This is a genomic window from Streptomyces xanthii (genome assembly GCF_014621695.1).
GTDB lineage: Bacteria > Actinomycetota > Actinomycetes > Streptomycetales > Streptomycetaceae > Streptomyces > Streptomyces xanthii.
Genome location: NZ_CP061281.1, coordinates 3267740 through 3287291, shown reverse-complemented (window position 1 = coordinate 3287291; position 19552 = coordinate 3267740). Strand labels below are relative to the sequence as shown.

17 protein-coding genes are annotated in these 19552 nt (G+C 69.3%); 16 read left to right on the top strand and 1 reads right to left on the bottom strand.

Features of this window, described 5'->3' with window-relative positions:
• The first annotated feature begins 54 nt into the window (after positions 1 to 54).
• Together IAG42_RS14775 and IAG42_RS14770 are read left to right on the top strand one after the other, a co-directional pair.
• Positions 55 to 1350: a geranylgeranyl reductase family protein gene (locus IAG42_RS14775; protein WP_188337459.1), complete on the top strand. Its 1296-nt coding sequence runs from the start codon at positions 55 to 57 to the stop codon at positions 1348 to 1350.
• Between the two features lie 77 nt (positions 1351 to 1427).
• Complete coding sequence (locus IAG42_RS14770; RefSeq protein ID WP_188337458.1) at positions 1428 to 1754, top strand: putative quinol monooxygenase; 327 nt, start codon at positions 1428 to 1430, stop codon at positions 1752 to 1754.
• Positions 1755 to 1864: 110 nt separating this feature from the next.
• Here IAG42_RS14770 and IAG42_RS14765 read toward each other — a convergent pair whose 3' ends face one another.
• Positions 1865 to 2680, bottom strand: a complete 816-nt coding sequence (locus IAG42_RS14765) for a C40 family peptidase (protein ID WP_223206007.1) — start codon at positions 2678 to 2680, stop codon at positions 1865 to 1867.
• A 686-nt stretch (positions 2681 to 3366) separates the two neighbouring features.
• Here IAG42_RS14765 and IAG42_RS14760 point away from each other — a divergent pair.
• From IAG42_RS14760 to nuoN, 14 genes are read left to right on the top strand one after another with little or no spacing between them, the layout of a single operon-like run.
• A complete protein-coding gene (locus IAG42_RS14760) occupies positions 3367 to 3726 on the top strand; it encodes an NADH-quinone oxidoreductase subunit A (RefSeq protein WP_003956195.1) in 360 nt (119 codons plus the stop codon).
• A gap of 35 nt (positions 3727 to 3761) precedes the next feature.
• On the top strand, positions 3762 to 4316 hold the full coding sequence (locus IAG42_RS14755) for a NuoB/complex I 20 kDa subunit family protein (protein WP_016640165.1): 555 nt from the start codon (positions 3762 to 3764) through the stop codon (positions 4314 to 4316).
• The gene (locus IAG42_RS14750) at positions 4313 to 5050 is read left to right on the top strand and encodes an NADH-quinone oxidoreductase subunit C (protein WP_188337456.1); all 738 of its coding nucleotides are present in this window, start codon (positions 4313 to 4315) and stop codon (positions 5048 to 5050) included. Before IAG42_RS14755 ends, IAG42_RS14750 begins: the two co-directional genes overlap by 4 nt.
• A complete protein-coding gene (locus IAG42_RS14745; protein ID WP_188337455.1) occupies positions 5050 to 6372 on the top strand; it encodes an NADH-quinone oxidoreductase subunit D in 1323 nt (440 codons plus the stop codon). The genes IAG42_RS14750 and IAG42_RS14745 overlap by 1 nt, the downstream gene beginning before the upstream one ends.
• Positions 6369 to 7229: an NADH-quinone oxidoreductase subunit NuoE gene (nuoE, locus tag IAG42_RS14740; RefSeq protein ID WP_188337454.1), complete on the top strand. Its 861-nt coding sequence runs from the start codon at positions 6369 to 6371 to the stop codon at positions 7227 to 7229. The genes IAG42_RS14745 and nuoE overlap by 4 nt, the downstream gene beginning before the upstream one ends.
• Positions 7226 to 8587, top strand: coding sequence for an NADH-quinone oxidoreductase subunit NuoF (nuoF, locus tag IAG42_RS14735; RefSeq protein ID WP_188337453.1), 1362 nt, complete (start codon positions 7226 to 7228; stop codon positions 8585 to 8587). Before nuoE ends, nuoF begins: the two co-directional genes overlap by 4 nt.
• Entirely contained in the window at positions 8584 to 11085 is a 2502-nt protein-coding gene (locus IAG42_RS14730) for an NADH-quinone oxidoreductase subunit G (protein ID WP_188337452.1), read from the top strand. Before nuoF ends, IAG42_RS14730 begins: the two co-directional genes overlap by 4 nt.
• Positions 11082 to 12476, top strand: a complete 1395-nt coding sequence (gene nuoH / locus IAG42_RS14725) for an NADH-quinone oxidoreductase subunit NuoH (RefSeq protein WP_188337451.1) — start codon at positions 11082 to 11084, stop codon at positions 12474 to 12476. The genes IAG42_RS14730 and nuoH overlap by 4 nt, the downstream gene beginning before the upstream one ends.
• Positions 12469 to 13086 (top strand): NADH-quinone oxidoreductase subunit NuoI, encoded by a 618-nt coding sequence (gene nuoI, locus IAG42_RS14720; protein WP_188337450.1) that lies wholly within the window; start codon positions 12469 to 12471, stop codon positions 13084 to 13086. Before nuoH ends, nuoI begins: the two co-directional genes overlap by 8 nt.
• A complete protein-coding gene (locus IAG42_RS14715; protein WP_188337449.1) occupies positions 13083 to 13910 on the top strand; it encodes an NADH-quinone oxidoreductase subunit J in 828 nt (275 codons plus the stop codon). Before nuoI ends, IAG42_RS14715 begins: the two co-directional genes overlap by 4 nt.
• Positions 13907 to 14206: an NADH-quinone oxidoreductase subunit NuoK gene (gene nuoK, locus IAG42_RS14710; protein ID WP_161299832.1), complete on the top strand. Its 300-nt coding sequence runs from the start codon at positions 13907 to 13909 to the stop codon at positions 14204 to 14206. The genes IAG42_RS14715 and nuoK overlap by 4 nt, the downstream gene beginning before the upstream one ends.
• A gap of 13 nt (positions 14207 to 14219) precedes the next feature.
• Positions 14220 to 16115, top strand: a complete 1896-nt coding sequence (gene nuoL, locus IAG42_RS14705) for an NADH-quinone oxidoreductase subunit L (protein ID WP_188337448.1) — start codon at positions 14220 to 14222, stop codon at positions 16113 to 16115.
• Between the two features lie 5 nt (positions 16116 to 16120).
• Positions 16121 to 17719, top strand: a complete 1599-nt coding sequence (locus IAG42_RS14700) for an NADH-quinone oxidoreductase subunit M (protein WP_188337447.1) — start codon at positions 16121 to 16123, stop codon at positions 17717 to 17719.
• An 8-nt stretch (positions 17720 to 17727) separates the two neighbouring features.
• The gene (gene nuoN, locus IAG42_RS14695; RefSeq protein ID WP_188337446.1) at positions 17728 to 19377 is read left to right on the top strand and encodes an NADH-quinone oxidoreductase subunit NuoN; all 1650 of its coding nucleotides are present in this window, start codon (positions 17728 to 17730) and stop codon (positions 19375 to 19377) included.
• Positions 19378 to 19552: the final 175 nt, after the last annotated feature.

The window sequence follows — 19552 nt, the reverse complement described above, 5'->3', positions numbered from 1 at the left end:
GCCCATGTCCGTGCCGGACGGCACACCGTTTTCGACCCTTGGGGAGAACCCGCCGTGACCGAGCAGCCCAAGCCCCTCTCCGAGCACAGCGCAGACGTCATCGTCGTCGGGGCAGGACCGGCGGGCTCGGCGACCGCCTACCACCTGGCGAAGGCGGGTCTGGACGTCCTGCTCCTGGAGAAGACTGCGTTCCCGCGCGAGAAGGTCTGCGGCGACGGCCTCACCCCGCGCGCCACCAAGCAGCTCGTCGCCATGGGCATCGACATCTCCGAAGAGGCCGGCTGGCTGCGCAACAAGGGGCTGCGCATCATCGGCGGCGGCGTCCGCCTCCAGCTCGACTGGCCGGAGCTCGCCTCGTACCCGGACTACGGACTGGTGCGCAAGCGCGACGACTTCGACGAGCAGCTGGCCCGCCAGGCCCAGAAGGCGGGCGCGCGCCTGTACGAGCGGTGCAACGTGGGCGCGCCCATCACGGACGAGCGCACCGGCCGCATCACCGGCGTGCACGCCAAGCTGGGCGAAGAGAAGACGCCGACCACCTTCCACGCCCCGCTCGTCGTCGCCGCCGACGGCAACTCGACGCGTCTGTCGCTCGGCATGGGCCTGCACCGCCGCGAGGACCGCCCGATGGGCGTCGCGGTCCGCACGTACTTCGAGTCGCCGCGCCACGACGACGACTACCTGGAGTCCTGGCTGGAGCTGTGGGACCGGCGCGGCCCGGGCGAGGACCGGCTGCTGCCCGGCTACGGCTGGATCTTCGGCATGGGCGACGGCACGTCGAACGTGGGCCTCGGCATCCTCAACTCCTCCAAGGCCTTCCGCGAGCTGGACTGGCGCGAGGTCCTCAAGGCCTGGTGCGCGTCCATGCCGGAGGACTGGGGCTACACGCCGGAGAACATGACGACGCCGATCCGCGGCGCCGCCCTCCCCATGGCCTTCAACCGCCAGCCGCACTACACCAAGGGCCTGCTCCTGGTCGGCGACGCGGGCGGCCTGGTCAACCCGTTCAACGGCGAGGGCATCGCGTACGCCATGGAGTCCGGGCAGATCGCCGCCGACGTCATCGTGCAGGCCCACGCCCGCGCGACGGACGCCCAGCGCGAACTGGCCCTCCAGCGCTACCCGAAGGTCCTCAAGGACACCTACGGCGGCTACTACACGCTGGGCCGCGCCTTCGTGAAGCTCATCGGCAACCCCAAGGTCATGAAGATCGCGACGCAGCGCGGCCTGACCCACCCGGTCCTGATGAAGTTCACGCTGAAGATGCTGGCGAACCTGACGGACCCGACGGGCGGCGACGCGATGGACCGCATCATCAACGGTCTGAGCAAGGTCGCCCCGAAGGCCTGACGGGCCTGACAGGTCTGACAGACCTGACGGGCTGGCCTGATTTGTCCTCGCCGGGTGCTCGGGCGCAGGGTGGACGCATGATTCTCATCGTCGTGAAGTTCACCGCCAAGCCCGAGCACGCCGGCTCCTGGCTGGAGAAGACGGCCGCGTTCACCGCCGCCACCCGCGCGGAGGAGGGCAACCTCTTCTTCGACTGGTCCCGCAGTGTCGAGGACCCGAACCAGTTCGTCCTCGTCGAGGGCTTCCGGGACGCGGCGGCGGGCGCCGCCCACGTCGCCACCGACCACTTCAAGGCCGGCCTGGAGTCGATGGCCCCGCTGATCGCCCGCACCCCGGAGATCATCCACTGCGACATCCCGAACGAGGGCTTCGGTCCGATGGGCGAACTGGCCGTCGAGGACTGACCCTTACGCCCCCGGTCGTGCTGGTTGCGCCGGTTGCGGCTTTTCACGGCAAAGGCCGCCGTGCCCCTTTCGTGGGGTACGGCGGCCTTCGTCGTATGTGTGCGGGTGCCTCAGAGGACGCGGACCGCGCCGCTCGCCGGGTAACCGGACAGGTCCTGGATGACGACGCCCTTCGAGGGGTTCGCGGCGTCCAGGTACTGGCCGTTGCCGATGTAGACACCGACGTGGTACGCCGAGCCGGCACCGCCCCAGTACAGGAGGTCGCCCACCTGGATGTTGGAGAGGGAGACCGGGGTGCCGAAGGTGGACTGCTCCTGCGAGGTGCGGGGCAGGTCCACGCCGGCCTGGCGGAACGCGGCCTGGGTCAGACCGGAGCAGTCCCAGGAGTTGGGGCCGGTGCCGCCCATGACGTAGGCGTCGCCGAGCTGGGCCTTCAGGAAGCCGATGACGGCGCCCACGGAGCCGCTGGCGGGCGCGGGGGCCTCGGCCGTGGCGGACGCGGTGGAGAGCGTGCTGCGCTCGCTGGAGCGGGACGCGGCGGCCTCGGCGGCCTCGCGCTCGGCCTTCGCCTTGGCGGCGGCCTCGGCCTTCTTCTTGGCCTCCGCCTTCTTCTCGGCGGCGAGCTGGTCCTTCTTCGCCTGGTCGGCGGCCTTGGCGAACGCCTCGTCGCGCTCGGCCTGGAGCTGGTAGTTCGCCGCGGCCTGCTGCGTGGCGTCCGCCGACTCGGCGACCTGCGAGGCGAGGTCGGAGGTCAGCGTGGGCAGCTCGATGGTCTGCGTGACCGGCTCGGCAGCGTTCGCCGCACCGGACGCACCAGCCACTGCCAGGGTGCTGAGGACGCCACCGGTAACTCCGGCGCGCAGGGCCAGCTTCGAGGCGCTGCGGCGGGGCTTCCGGTGGCTGGGTATGTGAGCGGTGTGGGACATGAGTACAACCGCTATCAGGGCTTCACCGTTCCCTTCAAGAAACGTGTGGTGCGCCACAGTTGTGAAACCGAGACGTGAATCCCGGGCGTGGCGGCCCTTATTGACGCCGTTACGGGCAATCCGGACAGGGGCGCACAACGCTGTGATCATTGGCTTTCTGTGATACGCCCGAATTGCCCGACGCTTACCACTCGTTGAGGCCGTTGGCCAAGCCCGGTTTCCGAGCCGTTACGTAGCACGTGACGCAGGTCACACAGATACCCCTAAGGGGAGTGCTCGCGTCCACCTAGGGACCCCCAGGTCCCCCTGATGTGTGAACGGGATCCACTATCAGCCAGTGGCGTCCAGCACCAATTTGCCTGCCGAGGCACTGGCTTGATAGTGCACCGAGCCTTCTACCAGCAGTAACGCGGCAAGTTGTCACCTCTGGTGATCACTCAGGTGCTTCGCGTGTGAAGATCACCGCTCATCCGACTTCATGATCCTTCGTCAGGTGGTGGAGATCACAAACTAGTTGGCGCACCCCGTGTCGCAGATCACAGAGTCCCGGGCATAGGATGCGGGACACGTCGGGCTTGTGACCTGCTTCACATGTAAGCGATCTTCGGATCGCGCGCAGGGGAAGAGGGGTCCCGAGTCCGTTGCAACCGCCAGCAGTCAGCGCCGACTGAGAGGAGCGAGGAGCGGTGAACGCGTATGCGCCCATCCTCGTACTGGGAGCCCTCGGGGCAGGCTTTGCGATCTTCTCCGTGGTCATGGCCACGCTTATCGGTCCAAAGCGGTACAACCGGGCGAAGCTCGAAGCGTACGAGTGCGGCATCGAGCCCACCCCCACGCCGGCCGGCGGCGGGCGCTTCCCCATCAAGTACTACCTGACGGCGATGCTCTTCATCGTCTTCGACATCGAGATCGTCTTCCTCTACCCCTGGGCCGTCTCCTTCGACGCCCTGGGGCTTTTCGGGCTCGTGGAGATGCTGCTCTTCGTGCTCACCGTCTTCGTCGCCTACGCGTACGTGTGGCGGCGCGGCGGCCTGGAATGGGACTGAGCCCCCGTACAGGGGAGGACAGGAGCCACTGAGCTATGGGACTCGAAGAAAAGCTGCCGAGCGGATTCCTTCTGACCACCGTCGAGCAGGCCGCGGGATGGGTGCGCAAGTCGTCCGTCTTCCCCGCCACGTTCGGGCTCGCCTGCTGCGCCATCGAGATGATGACGACCGGCGCGGGCCGCTACGACCTGGCGCGGTTCGGCATGGAGGTGTTCCGCGGATCGCCCCGCCAGGCGGACCTGATGATCGTCGCCGGACGCGTGAGCCAGAAGATGGCCCCCGTCCTGCGCCAGGTCTACGACCAGATGCCCAACCCCAAGTGGGTCATCTCCATGGGTGTCTGCGCCTCGTCCGGCGGGATGTTCAACAACTACGCGATCGTGCAGGGCGTCGACCACGTCGTGCCGGTGGACATCTACCTGCCCGGCTGCCCGCCGCGGCCCGAGATGCTGATGGACGCGATCCTCAAGCTCCATCAGAAGATCCAGACCTCCAAGCTCGGCGTGAACGCCGAGGAGGCGGCCCGCGAGGCGGAGGAAGCGGCGCTCAAGGCGCTCCCGACGATCGAGATGAAGGGGCTGCTGCGGTGAGCGGCGAGAACAACGGGGTGAACCCCGAGAAGGACCTCAGCGCCTCCAACCTCCCGGGGCAGCGAGGCGACCAGGGCGAGGAGATCCGCGTCCAGCGCGGCATGTTCGGCGCCAACAACGGTGGTGATACGTCGGGTTACGGCGGACTTGTCCGCTCGATCCGGCTGCCCGGCGAGGCCGTCCGCCCCTACGGCGGCTGGTTCGACGAGGTGGCCGACGAGCTGGAGGGCGCCCTGGAGGAACAGGGCCTCGTCCCCGAGAACGCCATCGACAAGACGGTCGTCGACCGCGACGAGCTCACCTTCCACATCGAGCGCGAGCACCTGGTGCGGGTCGCCCAGACCCTGCGCGACGACCCGGCGCTCCGCTTCGAGCTGTGCACCGGCGTCTCCGGCGTGCACTACCCCGGCGACAAGGGCCGCGAGCTGCACTGCGTGTACCACCTGCGCTCGCTCACCCACGGCCGGCTGATCCGCCTCGAGGTCTCGCTGCCGGACACGGACCCGCACGTCCCGTCCCTGGTCTCCGTGTATCCCACGAACGACTGGCACGAGCGCGAGACGTACGACTTCTTCGGCATCGTCTTCGACGGCCACCCCGCGCTGACGCGGATCATGATGCCGGACGACTGGCAGGGCTTCCCGCAGCGCAAGGACTACCCGCTCGGCGGCATCCCCGTCGAGTACAAGGGCGCCCAGATCCCGGCTCCGGACCAGCGGAGGTCGTACAGCTGATGTCTACTCCTTCTGCATCGCCCCGCGAGACCACCGAAGGTGCCGTCTACACGGTCACCGGCGGAGACTGGGACGAGGTCGTCCAGTCCGCGGTCAAGTCCGACGACGAGCGCATCATCGTCAACATGGGTCCCCAGCACCCCTCCACGCACGGCGTGCTGCGGCTGATCCTGGAGATCGACGGCGAGACGGTCACCGAGGCCCGCTGCGGCATCGGCTACCTGCACACGGGCATCGAGAAGAACCTCGAGTACCGGACGTGGACGCAGGGCACCACGTTCGTGACCCGCATGGACTACCTGACGCCGTTCTACAACGAGACGGCGTACTGCCTCGCCGTCGAGAAGCTGCTCGGCATCACCGACGAGATCCCCGACCGGGCCTCGGTCATCCGCGTGCTCCTCATGGAGCTGAACCGGATGTCCTCCCACCTCGTCGCCATCGCCACCGGCGGCATGGAGCTCGGCGCGACCACGATCATGATCTACGGCTTCCGTGATCGTGAACTGATTCTCGACATCTACGAGCTCATCACCGGCCTGCGCATGAACCACGCGTACATCCGGCCCGGCGGACTCGCCCAGGACCTGCCGCCCGGCGCGGTGGACCAGCTGCGCGAGTTCGTGAAGAAGATGAAGAAGAACCTGCCGGAGTACGACAAGCTCGCCACCGGCAACCCCATCTTCAAGGCCCGTATGCAGGACGTCGGCTACCTCGACCTGGCCGGCTGCATGGCCCTCGGTGCCACCGGACCGATCCTGCGCTCGGCGGGCCTGCCGCACGACCTGCGCAAGACCGACCCGTACTGCGGCTACGAGAACTACGACTTCGAGATCCCGACCGCCGACACCTGTGACTCCTACGGACGCTTCCTGATCCGCCTGGAGGAGATGCGCCAGTCGCTGCGCATCGTCGAGCAGTGCCTGGACCGGCTCGCCCCGGGCCCGGTCATGGTCGGCGACAAGAAGATCGCCTGGCCCGCCCAGCTGGCCCTCGGGCCCGACGGGCTCGGCAACTCGCTCGACCACATCAAGAACATCATGGGCACCTCCATGGAGGCCCTCATCCACCACTTCAAGCTGGTGACCGAGGGCTTCCGCGTCCCGCCGGGACAGGCGTACGCCGCCGTGGAGTCGCCCAAGGGCGAGCTCGGGGTGCACGCCGTGTCCGACGGCGGCACCCGCCCCTTCCGGGTCCACTTCCGCGACCCGTCCTTCACCAACCTGCAGGCCATGGCGGCGATGTGCGAGGGCGGCCAGGTCGCCGACGTCATCGTCGCCGTCGCCTCCATCGACCCCGTGATGGGAGGCGTCGACCGGTGACCACCAGTTCTTCGGAGCAGGGCGTCAGCCTGGGCATGCCGCAACTGCCCGCGCCCGCTTACCCGGACGACGTCCGCGCCCGCCTGGAGGCCGACGCGCGCGAGATCATCGCCCGCTACCCCGGCTCCCGCTCGGCGCTCCTGCCGATGCTGCACCTCGTGCAGGCGGAGGAGGGGCACGTCACGCGCACCGGCATGCAGTTCTGCGCCGACCTGCTCGACCTCACCACCGCCGAGGTCACCGCGGTCGCGACCTTCTACACGATGTACCGCAGGAAGCCGAGCGGCGACTACCAGGTCGGCGTCTGCACCAACACCCTGTGCGCGGTCATGGGCGGCGACGCCATCTTCGAGACGCTCCAGGAGCACCTCGGCGTCGGCAACAACGGCACCACCGAGGACGGCAAGATCACGCTGGAGCACATCGAGTGCAACGCCGCTTGTGATTTCGCTCCCGTGGTGATGGTCAACTGGGAGTTCTTCGACAACCAGACGCCGGAGTCCGCCACCCGGCTCGTCGACGACCTGCGCGCCGGCGCCGAGGTGTCGCCCACCCGCGGCGCCTCGCTGTGCACCTTCAAGGAGACCGCGCGCATCCTCGCCGGCTTCCCCGACGCGCGCGAGGGCGCCGTCGAGGCCGGCGGCAGCGCGGGCCCCGCCTCGCTCGTCGGCCTGCGCCTGGCCAAGGGCGAGACCCCGCCCGCCCGCGTGGTCCACCCGCGCGCGGCGGCGCCCGAGGGCGAACAGCCCCACGAGCCCTCGCCCACGGAACACCTGAGCTCGCACGACGCGCCGCAGGACACATCGGCCTCCGACCCCGACCACCCAGCGGGTCCGACCGCCGAGGAGGGGGAGTGATGACCTTGGCAGCCGAGATCGAGAACAACGAGTCCAGCCCCGAGAAGCTGCTCGCGCCGGTCCTGTCGGCGTTCTGGGACGAGGACCGGTCCTGGTCCCTGGACGTCTACCGCCGGCACGAGGGCTACGAGGGACTGCGCAAGGCCCTCGCGATGACACCGGACGACCTCATCGCCTACGTGAAGGACTCGGGCCTGCGCGGACGCGGTGGCGCGGGCTTCCCCACCGGCATGAAGTGGCAGTTCATCCCGCAGGGCGACGGCAAGCCCCACTACCTCGTCGTCAACGCCGACGAGTCGGAGCCGGGCACCTGCAAGGACATCCCGCTCCTGTACGCCAACCCGCACAGCCTCATCGAGGGCATCGTGATCGCCTGCTACGCGATCCGTTCGGAACACGCCTTCATCTACCTGCGCGGCGAGGTCGTCCCCGTACTGCGCCGTCTGCACGAGGCCGTCCGCGAGGCGTACGAAGCCGGCTTCCTCGGCGAGAACGTCCTGGGATCCGGCCTCAACCTGGAACTCACCGTGCACGCGGGCGCCGGCGCGTACATCTGCGGTGAGGAGACCGCGCTCCTGGACTCGCTCGAGGGCCGCCGCGGCCAGCCCCGGCTGCGTCCCCCCTTCCCCGCGGTCGCCGGTCTGTACGCGTGCCCCACTGTCGTGAACAACGTCGAGTCCATCGCCTCGGTTCCCGCGATCGTGAACCGCGGCAAGGACTGGTTCAAGTCGATGGGCAGCGAGAAGTCCCCGGGCTTCACGCTCTACTCGCTCAGCGGCCACGTCGCCTCGCCCGGCCAGTACGAGGCGCCGCTCGGCATCACGCTGCGCCAGCTGCTCGACATGAGCGGCGGCATGCGGCCGGGCCACCGCCTCAAGTTCTGGACCCCGGGCGGCAGTTCCACCCCGATGTTCACCGAGGAGCACCTCGACGTGCCCCTCGACTACGAGGGCGTCGGCGCCGCCGGATCCATGCTCGGCACCAAGGCCCTGCAGTGCTTCGACGAGACGACCTGCGTCGTGCGCGCCGTCACCCGCTGGACCGAGTTCTACGCCCACGAGTCCTGCGGCAAGTGCACGCCCTGCCGCGAAGGCACCTACTGGCTCGTCCAGTTGCTGCGCGACATCGAGGCCGGCAAGGGCTCCATGGACGACCTCGACAAGCTGAACGACATCGCCGACAACATCAACGGCAAGTCGTTCTGCGCCCTCGGCGACGGCGCCGCCTCGCCGATCTTCTCCTCGCTCAAGTACTTCCGCGACGAGTACGAGCAGCACATCACGGGCAAGGGCTGCCCCTTCGACCCGGCCAAGTCGACCCTGTGGGCCGACCAGCACCGCACGGAGGTGAACGCATGACTGTGACCACGGGCGCTCCCTCCGGGGGCGGCGCGGCGGCGGTCCCGCCCGAGGACCTCGTCTCGTTGACGATCGACGGCATCGAGATCAGCGTCCCCAAGGGGACCCTGGTCATCCGCGCCGCCGAACTGCTCGGCATCGAGATCCCCCGGTTCTGCGACCACCCGCTCCTCGACCCGGCCGGCGCCTGCCGCCAGTGCATCGTCGAGGTCGAGGGCCAGCGCAAGCCGATGGCCTCCTGCACCATCACCTGCACCGACGGCATGGTCGTCAAGAGCCAGCTCTCCTCCCCGGTCGCCGAGAAGGCGCAGAAGGGGGTCATGGAGCTGCTGCTCATCAACCACCCCCTGGACTGCCCGGTCTGCGACAAGGGCGGCGAGTGCCCGCTGCAGAACCAGGCGATGTCGCACGGCCAGGCCGACTCCCGCTTCGAGGGCAAGAAGCGCACCTACGAGAAGCCGGTCGCGATCTCCACCCAGGTGCTGCTCGACCGCGAGCGGTGCGTCCTGTGCGCCCGCTGCACCCGCTTCTCGAACCAGATCGCGGGCGACCCGATGATCGAGCTGATCGAGCGCGGCGCGCTCCAGCAGGTCGGCACCGGCGAGGGCGACCCCTTCGAGTCGTACTTCTCCGGGAACACCATCCAGATCTGCCCGGTCGGCGCGCTCACCTCGGCGGCGTACCGATTCCGCTCCCGGCCCTTCGACCTCGTCTCCTCGCCGTCGGTGTGCGAGCACTGCGCGGGCGGCTGCGCCACCCGCACCGACCACCGGCGCGGCAAGGTCATGCGCCGCCTCGCGGCCAACGACCCCGAGGTCAACGAGGAGTGGATCTGCGACAAGGGCCGCTTCGGCTTCCGGTACGCGCAGAAGCCCGACCGGCTCACCACACCGCAGGTGCGGGACGCCGAGACCGGCGAACTGCGCGCCGCGTCCTGGCCGGAGGCCCTGGAGGCCGCCGCGCGCGGGCTCACCGAGGCGCGCGGCCGGGCCGGTGTCCTCACCGGCGGGCGGCTCACCGTCGAGGACGCCTACGCGTACAGCAAGTTCACCCGGGTCGCGCTCGCCACGAACGACATCGACTTCCGCGCGCGCGTGCACAGCGGCGAGGAGTCCGACTTCCTCGCCGCGCGCGTGGCCGGACGGGGCCGCGACCTCGACGGCAGCGGCGTCACGTACACGAAGCTGGAGCAGGCGCCCGCCGTGCTGCTCGTCGGCTTCGAGTCCGAGGAGGAGGCGCCCGGCGTCTTCCTGAAGCTCCGCAAGGCGTGGCGTCAGCACGGACAGAAGGTGTTCTCGCTGGCCACGCACGAGACGCGCGGCCTGGAGAAGGCCGGCGGCACGCTGCTGCCGGCCGCGCCCGGCACCGAGACCGAGTGGCTGGACGCGCTCGCCTCCGGTGTCGGCCTGGAGACCGGGGGAGCGGCCGCCGCCGAGGCGCTGCGCTCCGACGGCGCGGTCATCGTCGTCGGCGAGCGGCTCGCGGCCGTCGCGGGCGGCCTCACCGCCGCCGTACGGGCCGCGTCCGCGACCGGCGCGCAGCTGGTGTGGATCCCGCGCCGGGCCGGTGAGCGCGGCGCGATCGAGGCCGGCGCGCTGCCCTCGCTCCTGCCGGGCGGCCGCCCCGCGACCGACCCGCGCGCGCGGGAGGAGGTCGCCTCCGTGTGGGGCGTCGCCGAACTCCCGCACAGCTACGGGCGCGACACGGGCCAGATCGTGGAGGCCGCCGCGGGCGGCGCGCTGCGGGCCCTCGTGGTGGCCGGCGTCGAGATCGCCGACCTGCCCGACCCGGCACGCGCGCGTGAAGCACTTCACGAGGTCGGCTTCCTGGTCTCCCTGGAGCAGCGGCCGAGCGAGGTCACCGAGCACGCCGACGTCGTCCTCCCGGTGGCCGCGGTCGCCGAGAAGGCGGGCACGTTCCTCAACTGGGAGGGCCGGGCGCGGATGTTCGAGGCCGCGCTCAAGCCGGACCAGATGACCCGCACCCTGGCGCCGACCGATCTGCGGGTGCTCCAGATGCTCGCCGACGCCATGGACGTCCACCTGGGCCTGCCGGACCTGCGCTCGGCCCGCTCCGAGCTGGACCGGCTCGGCTCCTGGGACGGGCCGCACGCCACGGAGCCGCTGGAGACCGCCGCCCCGGCCCCGCGGCCCGCCGCGGGCGAGGCCGTCCTCGCCGGGCACCGGCTGCTGCTCGACCAGGGCCGCCTCCAGGAGGGCGACGACGCGCTCGCCGGCACCCGGCACGCCGCCCACGCGCGCGTGTCGGCCGCGACGGCCGCCGAGGCGGGCGTCAAGGACGGCGACGTCCTCGCGGTCACCGGAAAGACCGGCACCGTCGCACTGCCGCTCCAGGTCACGCAGATGCCCGACCGGGTCGTCTGGCTCCCGCTGAACTCCGTGGGCGGCGGCGTCGCCTCGGACACGGGCGCCGTTCCCGGCGACCTGGTGAAGATCGGCCCGGCCGTCGCCGCCGGCGCCCCGGAGGTGGAGTCATGAGCCCGACGGCACTGAACCAGCTCGCCCTCGAAGACCTGTCGATGTTCGGCCGCGACCCCTGGTGGCTGGTCGTCATCAAGGCGGTGTTCTGCTTCGCCTTCCTGATGGTGACCGTGCTGTTCTCCATCGTGTGGGAGCGCAAGGTCGTCGCCTGGATGCAGCTGCGCATCGGCCCGAACCGGCACGGCCCCTGGGGCATGCTCCAGTCGCTCGCCGACGGCATCAAGCTGATGCTCAAGGAAGACGTCATCGTCAAGCGCGCGGACAAGGTCGTCTACGTCCTCGCGCCGATCGTCGCGGCCATCCCGGCCTTCATGGCGATCGCGGTGATCCCCTTCGGGCCCGCCGGCAACGAGATCTCGATCTTCGGCACGCGCACCACGATGCAGCTCACCGACCTGCCGATCGCGATGCTCTACGTCCTCGCGGTCGCCTCGGTCGGCATCTACGGCATCGTCCTCGCCGGCTGGTCCTCGGGCTCCACGTACCCGCTGCTCGGCGGCCTGCGCTCGTGCGCGCAGATGATCTCCTACGAGATCGCGATGGGCGCCGCGTTCGCCTCGGTCTTCCTGTACTCGGGCTCGATGTCCACCTCGGAGATCGTCGCCCAGCAGCACGACCGCTGGTACATCGTGCTGCTGCCCGTCTCGTTCCTCATCTACATCGTCACGATGGTCGGCGAGACGAACCGCGCCCCGTTCGACATGCCGGAGTCCGAGGGCGACCTCGTGGGCGGCTTCAACACCGAGTACTCGTCCATCAAGTTCGCGATGTTCATGCTCGCCGAGTACGTGAACATGGTGACGGTCTCCGCGGTGTCCGTGACGCTCTTCCTGGGCGGCTGGCGCGCGCCGTGGCCGATCTCCACGTTCTGGGAGGGCGCGAACCACGGCTGGTGGCCGATGCTCTGGTTCGTCGTCAAGGTCCAGCTGCTGCTGTTCTTCTTCATCTGGCTGCGCGGCACGCTCCCGCGCGTGCGCTACGACCAGCTGATGAAGCTCGGCTGGAAGGTCCTCATCCCGGTCTCCGTGGTGTGGCTGATGCTCGTCGCCACCGTGCGGACGCTGCAGAACGAGAACTACGACTTCGCCGAGATCGCCCTCTACGTCGGCGGCGGCATCCTCGTGCTCCTGCTGCTCTCGTTCGTCGTGGACATCTTCCGCGACCGCGGCGCCAAGCAGGCCGAGGCCGAGGCGGCGGCGAAACCCGCGGCCTTCGACCCGATGGCGGGCGGCTTCCCGGTGCCACCGCTGCCCGGACAGTCCCTGCCGCCCGTGCCGCGCCGACGCTCGCGCCGTGACCGCGAGTTGATTGTCAGTGGCGGCCCCGATACTCAGAGTGACGAGTCACTCGGCGGATCTCGCGACGGAAAGGAGGCGTCCGATGGCTGACGAGAAGAACGAGAAGAACGAGAAGGACACCGCGCCGGGGTTCATGAACCCTGTCGCCGGCTTCGGCGTGACCTTCAAGGCCATGTTCAAGAAGCGGCTGACCGAGCAGTACCCGGAGCAACCGAAGACCACCGCTCCCCGCTTCCACGGCAGGCACCAGCTCAACCGCCATCCGGACGGCCTGGAGAAGTGCGTCGGCTGCGAGCTGTGCGCCTGGGCCTGCCCGGCGGACGCCATCTACGTGGAGGGCGCGGACAACACGGAGGAGGAGCGCTACTCCCCGGGAGAGCGCTACGGCCGCGTCTACCAGATCAACTACGCCCGCTGCATCCTGTGCGGCCTGTGCATCGAGGCGTGCCCCACGCGCGCGCTGACGATGACGAACGAGTTCGAACTCGCCGACAGCAGCCGGGCCAACCTGATCTACACGAAGGAGCAGCTGCTCGCCGGCCTCGAGGAGGGCATGGTCGACAGCCCGCACTCGATCTTCCCCGGCATGGACGAGCAGGACTACTACCGGGGCCTGGTGACCGAGGCCGCGCCCGGCACCGAGCGCCAGGTCGCGGTCTCCAAGGGCGAACGGCCGGAGGAACAGGGGGCTGACGCATGAGTGCTCAACTCGCCGCCTACACAACCTCCACCGGCGAGGCCTTCCAGTTCTGGGTCCTAGGCACCGTCGCCGTCATCGGCGCCCTGTGCACGATCCTGATGAAGAAGGCCGTGCACAGCGCGCTGTGCCTGGCCGGGACCATGATCATCCTCGCGGTGTTCTACCTGGCCAACGGGGCGTACTTCCTGGGCATCGTCCAGATCGTCGTCTACACGGGCGCGATCATGATGCTGTTCCTCTTCGTGGTCATGCTCGTCGGCGTCACCGCCGCCGACTCCCTGAAGGAGACCATCAAGGGGCAGCGCTGGCTGGCCGCCCTGTGCGGGATCGGCTTCGGCGTCCTGCTGATCGCGGGGATCGGGAACGCGTCGCTGACGCAGTTCACCGGCCTGGGCCAGGCGAACGCGAACGGGAACGTGGAGGGCCTCGCCGCCCTCATCTTCACCAAGTACGTGTTCGCCTTCGAGATCACCGGTGCCCTGCTCATCACGGCGACCGTCGGCGCGATGGTGCTCACGCACCGGGAGCGCACCGAGCGGGCCAAGACCCAGCGCGAGCTGGCCGAGCAGCGTGTCCGCGAGGGCAAGCACCTGCCGCCGCTGCCCGCCCCCGGCGTCTACGCCCGGCACAACGCGGTGGACATCGCGGGCCTGCTGCCCGACGGCACCCCGTCGGAGCTCACGGTCATGCAGACGCTGCGCGAGCGCGGCCAGATCCGGGACGTGTCCGGTGAGGCGCTCAGCGACCTCAAGGCCCTGGAGCAGCGTTCGGCCGAGCGGCTGGAGCGCGACTCCCGCGACAAGGCAGAGGAGGCGTCGAAGTGAATCCGGTCAACTACCTGTATCTCGCCGCCCTGTTGTTCACGATCGGCGCCACCGGCGTGCTCATCAGGCGGAACGCGATCGTCGTGTTCATGTGCATCGAGCTGATGCTGAACGCGTGCAACCTCGCGTTCGTCGCGTTCTCCCGGATGCACGGCAATCTCGACGGCCAGATCATCGCGTTCTTCACGATGGTCGTCGCCGCCGCGGAGGTCGTGGTCGGGCTCGCGATCATCGTGTCGCTGTTCCGTACCCGCCACTCGGCCTCGGTCGACGACGCCGGCCTGATGAAGCTGTAAGGGGTCGCAACCAGTGGAGAACTTGATTGCGCTGCTGGTAGCGGCGCCACTGCTCGGAGCGGCCGTCCTGCTCTGCGGCGGGCGGGCACTGGACCGGGTGGGTCATCTGCTCGGCACCGTGTTCGCGGCCGCCTCCTTCGTGATCGCCGTCGTGCTCTTCTCCGATCTGCTGGGCAAGGGCCCGGAGGACCGCACGCTCGCCCAGCACCTGTTCAGCTGGATCCCTGTCGAGGGCTTCCAGGCGGACGTCGCGTTCCAGCTCGACCAGCTGTCGATGACGTTCGTGCTGCTGATCTCCGGCGTGGGCACGCTGATCCACATCTACTCGATCGGGTACATGGAGCACGACGAGCGGCGCCGCCGCTTCTTCGGCTACCTGAACCTGTTCCTCGCGGCGATGCTCCTGCTGGTCCTCGCCGACAACTACCTGCTCCTGTACGTCGGCTGGGAGGGCGTGGGCCTCGCCTCGTACCTCCTGATCGGCTTCTGGCAGCACAAGCCGAGCGCGGCCACCGCCGCGAAGAAGGCGTTCCTCGTCAACCGGGTCGGCGACATGGGTCTGTCGATCGCGATCATGCTGATGTTCACGACCTTCGGCACCTTCGCCTTCGGCCCGGTGCTCGACAGCGTCGGTGACACGTCGGAGGGCAAGCTCACCGCGATCGGCCTGATGCTGCTGCTCGCCGCGTGCGGCAAGTCGGCGCAGGTGCCGCTGCAGTCCTGGCTCGGGGACGCGATGGAGGGTCCGACCCCGGTCTCGGCCCTCATCCACGCCGCGACCATGGTGACCGCGGGCGTCTACCTGATCGTCCGCTCCGGCGCGATCTTCAACGGGGCGCCGGACGCCCAGCTGGTCGTCACCATCGTCGGCGCGGTCACGCTCCTGTTCGGTGCGATCGTCGGTTGCGCGAAGGACGACATCAAGAAGGCGCTGGCCGGCTCGACGATGTCGCAGATCGGCTACATGATCCTCGCCGCGGGCCTCGGCCCCGTCGGCTACGTGTTCGCGATCATGCACCTGGTGACGCACGGCTTCTTCAAGGCCGGGCTCTTCCTCGGCGCCGGTTCTGTCATGCACGGCATGAACGACGAGGTCGACATGCGCAAGTACGGCGCCCTGCGCAAGTACATGCCGGTCACCTTCGTGACGTTCGGCCTCGGCTACCTGGCCATCATCGGTTTCCCGGGCCTGTCCGGCTTCTTCTCCAAGGACAAGATCATCGAGGCGGCCTTCGCGAAGGGCGGGACCGAGGGCTGGATCCTCGGCTCGGTCGCGCTGCTGGGCGCCGCGATCACCGCGTTCTACATGACCCGCGTGATGATCATGACGTTCTTCGGCGAGAAGCGCTGGCAGCCGGACGCGGACGGCCACGAGCCGCACCCGCACGAGTCGCCCTCGTCCATGACGATCCCGATGATCGTCCTCGCGTTCGGCTCGGTCTTCGCCGGCGGATTCTTCTCCATCGGGGACCGCTTCCTGAACTGGCTGGAGCCGGTCACCGGCCACGACCACGGGCACGCGCCGATCAGCGCGGCCGCGGTCACCGGGGCCACCATGGTGTGCCTCGTGATCGGCGTGGGCATCGCCTGGCTCCAGTACGGGCGCCGCACGGTCCCGGTCGTCGCCCCGCGCGGCTCGCTGCTCACCCGGGCCGCCCGCCGCGACCTCCTCCAGGACGACTTCAACCACGTCGTCCTCGTACGCGGCGGCGAGCACCTCACCCGCTCGCTCGTCTACGTGGACCACACCCTGGTCGACGGGGTGGTCAACGGGACGGCGGCCTCGGTCGGCGGACTCTCCGGCCGGCTGCGCAAGCTCCAGAACGGCTACGTGCGCTCGTACGCCGTCTCGATGTTCGGCGGTGCGGCACTCATCGTCGCCGCGACCCTGCTGATGAGGGCGGTCTGATACCGATGTCCTTTCCTCTGCTGACAGCGACGGCGGCGCTCCCGGCCGTGGGGGCGATCGTCACGGCCGCCGTGCCGGCCAAGCGACGCACCGCGGCCAAGTGGCTCGCGCTGCTGTTCTCGGTCGCGACACTCGCGGTAGCGGCGGTGGTCGCGGTCCGCTTCGACCCGACCGGCGACCGCTACCAACTCACCGAGTCCTACGCGTGGATCAAGGACTTCGGCGTCCGGTACGAGCTGGGTGTGGACGGCATCGGGGTGGCGCTCATCGCGCTGACCGCGCTGCTGATCCCGTTCGTGATCCTGGCCGGCTGGCACGACGCCGACCCGCAGGAGACCGGAGCTGAGTCTCTCGGCAGCTTCGCTGCGGGGCGCTGGCGGCCGACGCAGGGCTTCTTCGCCCTGATCCTGCTGGTCGAGGCGATGGTGATCATCTCCTTCGAGGCCACCGACGTCTTCCTCTTCTACATCTTCTTCGAGGCCATGCTCATCCCGATGTACTTCCTCATCGGAGGCTTCGGGGACCGCGCGGGCCCGCACGGCGAGAAGGAGGCCGCGACCCAGCGTTCGTACGCGGCGGTCAAGTTCCTCCTCTACAACCTCGTCGGCGGGCTCATCATGCTGGCGGCCGTCATCGGCCTCTACGTGGTCGCGGGGAACTTCTCGCTCCAGGAGATCGCCGCCGCCCGCGCGAACGGCTCCCTGGAGATGGCCACCAGCACCGAGCGCTGGCTCTTCCTCGGCTTCTTCTTCGCCTTCGCGGTGAAGGCCCCGCTGTGGCCGCTGCACACCTGGCTGCCGAACGCGATGGGCGAGGCCACGGCCCCGGTCGCCGTGCTCATCACGGCCGTGGTCGACAAGGTCGGCACCTTCGCGATGCTCCGCTTCTGCCTCCAGCTCTTCCCGGAGGCCAGCAAGTGGGCGACGCCGGCGATCCTCGTCCTGGCGCTCATCAGCATCGTCTACGGGGCACTGCTCGCCGTCGGCCAGCGCGACATCAAGCGCCTGGTCGCCTACGCGTCGATCTCGCACTTCGGCTTCATCATCATGGGCATCTTCGCGATGACCAGTCAGGGCCAGTCCGGCGCGACGCTCTACATGGTCAACCACGGCCTGTCGACGGCCGCGCTCATGCTGGTCGCCGGCTTCCTCATCTCCCGCCGCGGCTCCCGCCTCATCGCGGACTACGGCGGCGTGCAGAAGGTCGCCCCGGTGCTCGCCGGAACCTTCCTGATCGGCGGCCTGGCGACGCTGTCGCTGCCCGGACTCGCCCCGTTCGTCAGCGAGTTCCTGGTCCTGGTCGGCACGTTCACCCGCTACCCGGTCATCGGGATCATCGCGACGTTCGGCATCGTCCTCGCCGCGCTGTACACGCTGGTCCTCTACCAGCGCACCATGACCGGCCCGGTGAAGCCCTCGACCGAGGGCATCGCGGACCTCCGGGTGCGTGAGCTCGCGGTCGTGGTCCCGCTGATCGGCGTACTGATCTTCCTCGGTGTGTACCCGAAGCCGCTCACCGAGCTGGTGAACCCGGCGGTCAAGCACACCCTGTCCGACGTCCACAAGAAGGACCCGAAGCCGGAAGTGGAGGCGGCTCACAAATGAGTGCTCTCGTGAGTGCCCCGACCGTCCACACCCTGTGGACAGTGGCGGCCGATCCGATCGCGAAGATCGACGCACCGAAGATCGAGTACGCGCAGCTGTCCCCGACGCTGATCGTGATCGGCGCGGCCGTCCTCGGCATCCTCGTCGAGGCCTTCGTCCCGCGCAGGCAGCGCTACTACGCGCAGGCGTTCCTGGCGATCGTCGCGATCGCCGCCGCCTTCGCGGCCGTCGTCGGCCTCGCCGCCGGCGGATACGGGACGAGCAAGGCGCACATCGCGGCCATGGGCGCGATCGCCGTCGACGGGCCGGCCCTGTTCCTCCAGGGGACCATCCTGCTCGCCGGACTCGTCTCGATCTTCACCTTCGCCGAGCGCCGGCTCGACCCGGAGGCGCACGGCAACCGCGTCGACTCGTTCGCCGCGCAGGCCGCTGCCGTGCCCGGCAGCGACAGCGAGAAGGCCGCGGTCAAGGCCGGGTTCACCACCACCGAGGTGTTCCCGCTCGCCCTGTTCGCGATCGGCGGCATGCTGGTCTTCCCCGCGGCGAACGACCTGCTGACGCTGTTCATCGCCCTGGAAGTCTTCTCGCTCCCGCTGTACCTGCTGTGCGCCGTGGCCCGCCGCAAGCGGCTCATGTCGCAGGAGGCCGCGGTCAAGTACTTCCTGCTCGGCGCCTTCGCCTCCGCGTTCACCCTCTTCGGCATCGCGCTCCTGTACGGCTACGCGGGCTCCGTCTCGTACGCCACGCTCGCCGAGGTCGTCGACGGCACCGTGGCGACCGTGAACCCGGCCCTGGCCGACACCATGGGCAACGACGCGCTGCTGCTCATCGGCATGGCGCTGGTCGTCATGGGGCTGCTCTTCAAGGTCGGCGCCGTGCCGTTCCACATGTGGACGCCCGACGTCTACCAGGGCGCCCCGACGCCGGTCACCGGCTTCATGGCGGCGGCCACCAAGGTCGCGGCCTTCGGCGCCCTGCTCCGGCTGCTCTACGTGGTGCTGCCGGGGATGCGCTGGGACTGGCGGCCGGTCATGTGGGCCGTGGCGATCGTCACGATGCTCGCCGGCGCGGTCGTCGCCATCACGCAGACCGACATCAAGCGACTCCTCGCGTACTCGTCGATCGCGCACGCCGGCTTCATCCTCGCCGGTGTCATCGCGACGACCCCGCAGGGCGTCTCGTCGGTCCTCTTCTACCTCGCCGCGTACTCCTTCGTGACCATCGGCGCCTTCGCCGTCGTCACGCTGGTGCGCGACGCGGGCGGCGAGGCCACGCACCTGTCGAAGTGGGCGGGGCTCGGCCGGCGCTCGCCGCTGGTCGCCGCCGTCTTCGCCGTCTTCCTTCTCGCCTTCGCCGGCATCCCGCTGACCTCCGGCTTCGCCGGAAAGTTCGCGGTGTTCAAGGCGGCGGCCGAGGGCGGGGCGGGTGGTCTGGTCGTGGTCGGTGTGATCTCGTCCGCGATCGCCGCGTTCTTCTACATCCGCGTGATCGTCCTCATGTTCTTCAGCGAGCCCAAGGCGGACGGCCCGACCGTGGCCGTGCCGTCGCCGCTGACCATGACGACGATCGGCGTGGGTGTGGCGGTCACGATCGTGCTGGGCCTCGCGCCGCAGTACTTCCTGGACCTGGCGAGCCAGGCCGGGGTGTTCGTGCGGTAGCGCGGTCCTCGTTCGACCGTGTGTTCCTGTGCCCGGCACCCTTGGGAGGGGGTGCCGGGCACCGGCATGTCCCGGGCCGTGTCCCGAGCCGTGTCCCGGGCCTGTGGATAACTTCGAGGGTTGTCGGTCCGGCCCCCTATCGTGGGTGCAGAGGTCGAGGCAAGGGGCCGGGGAT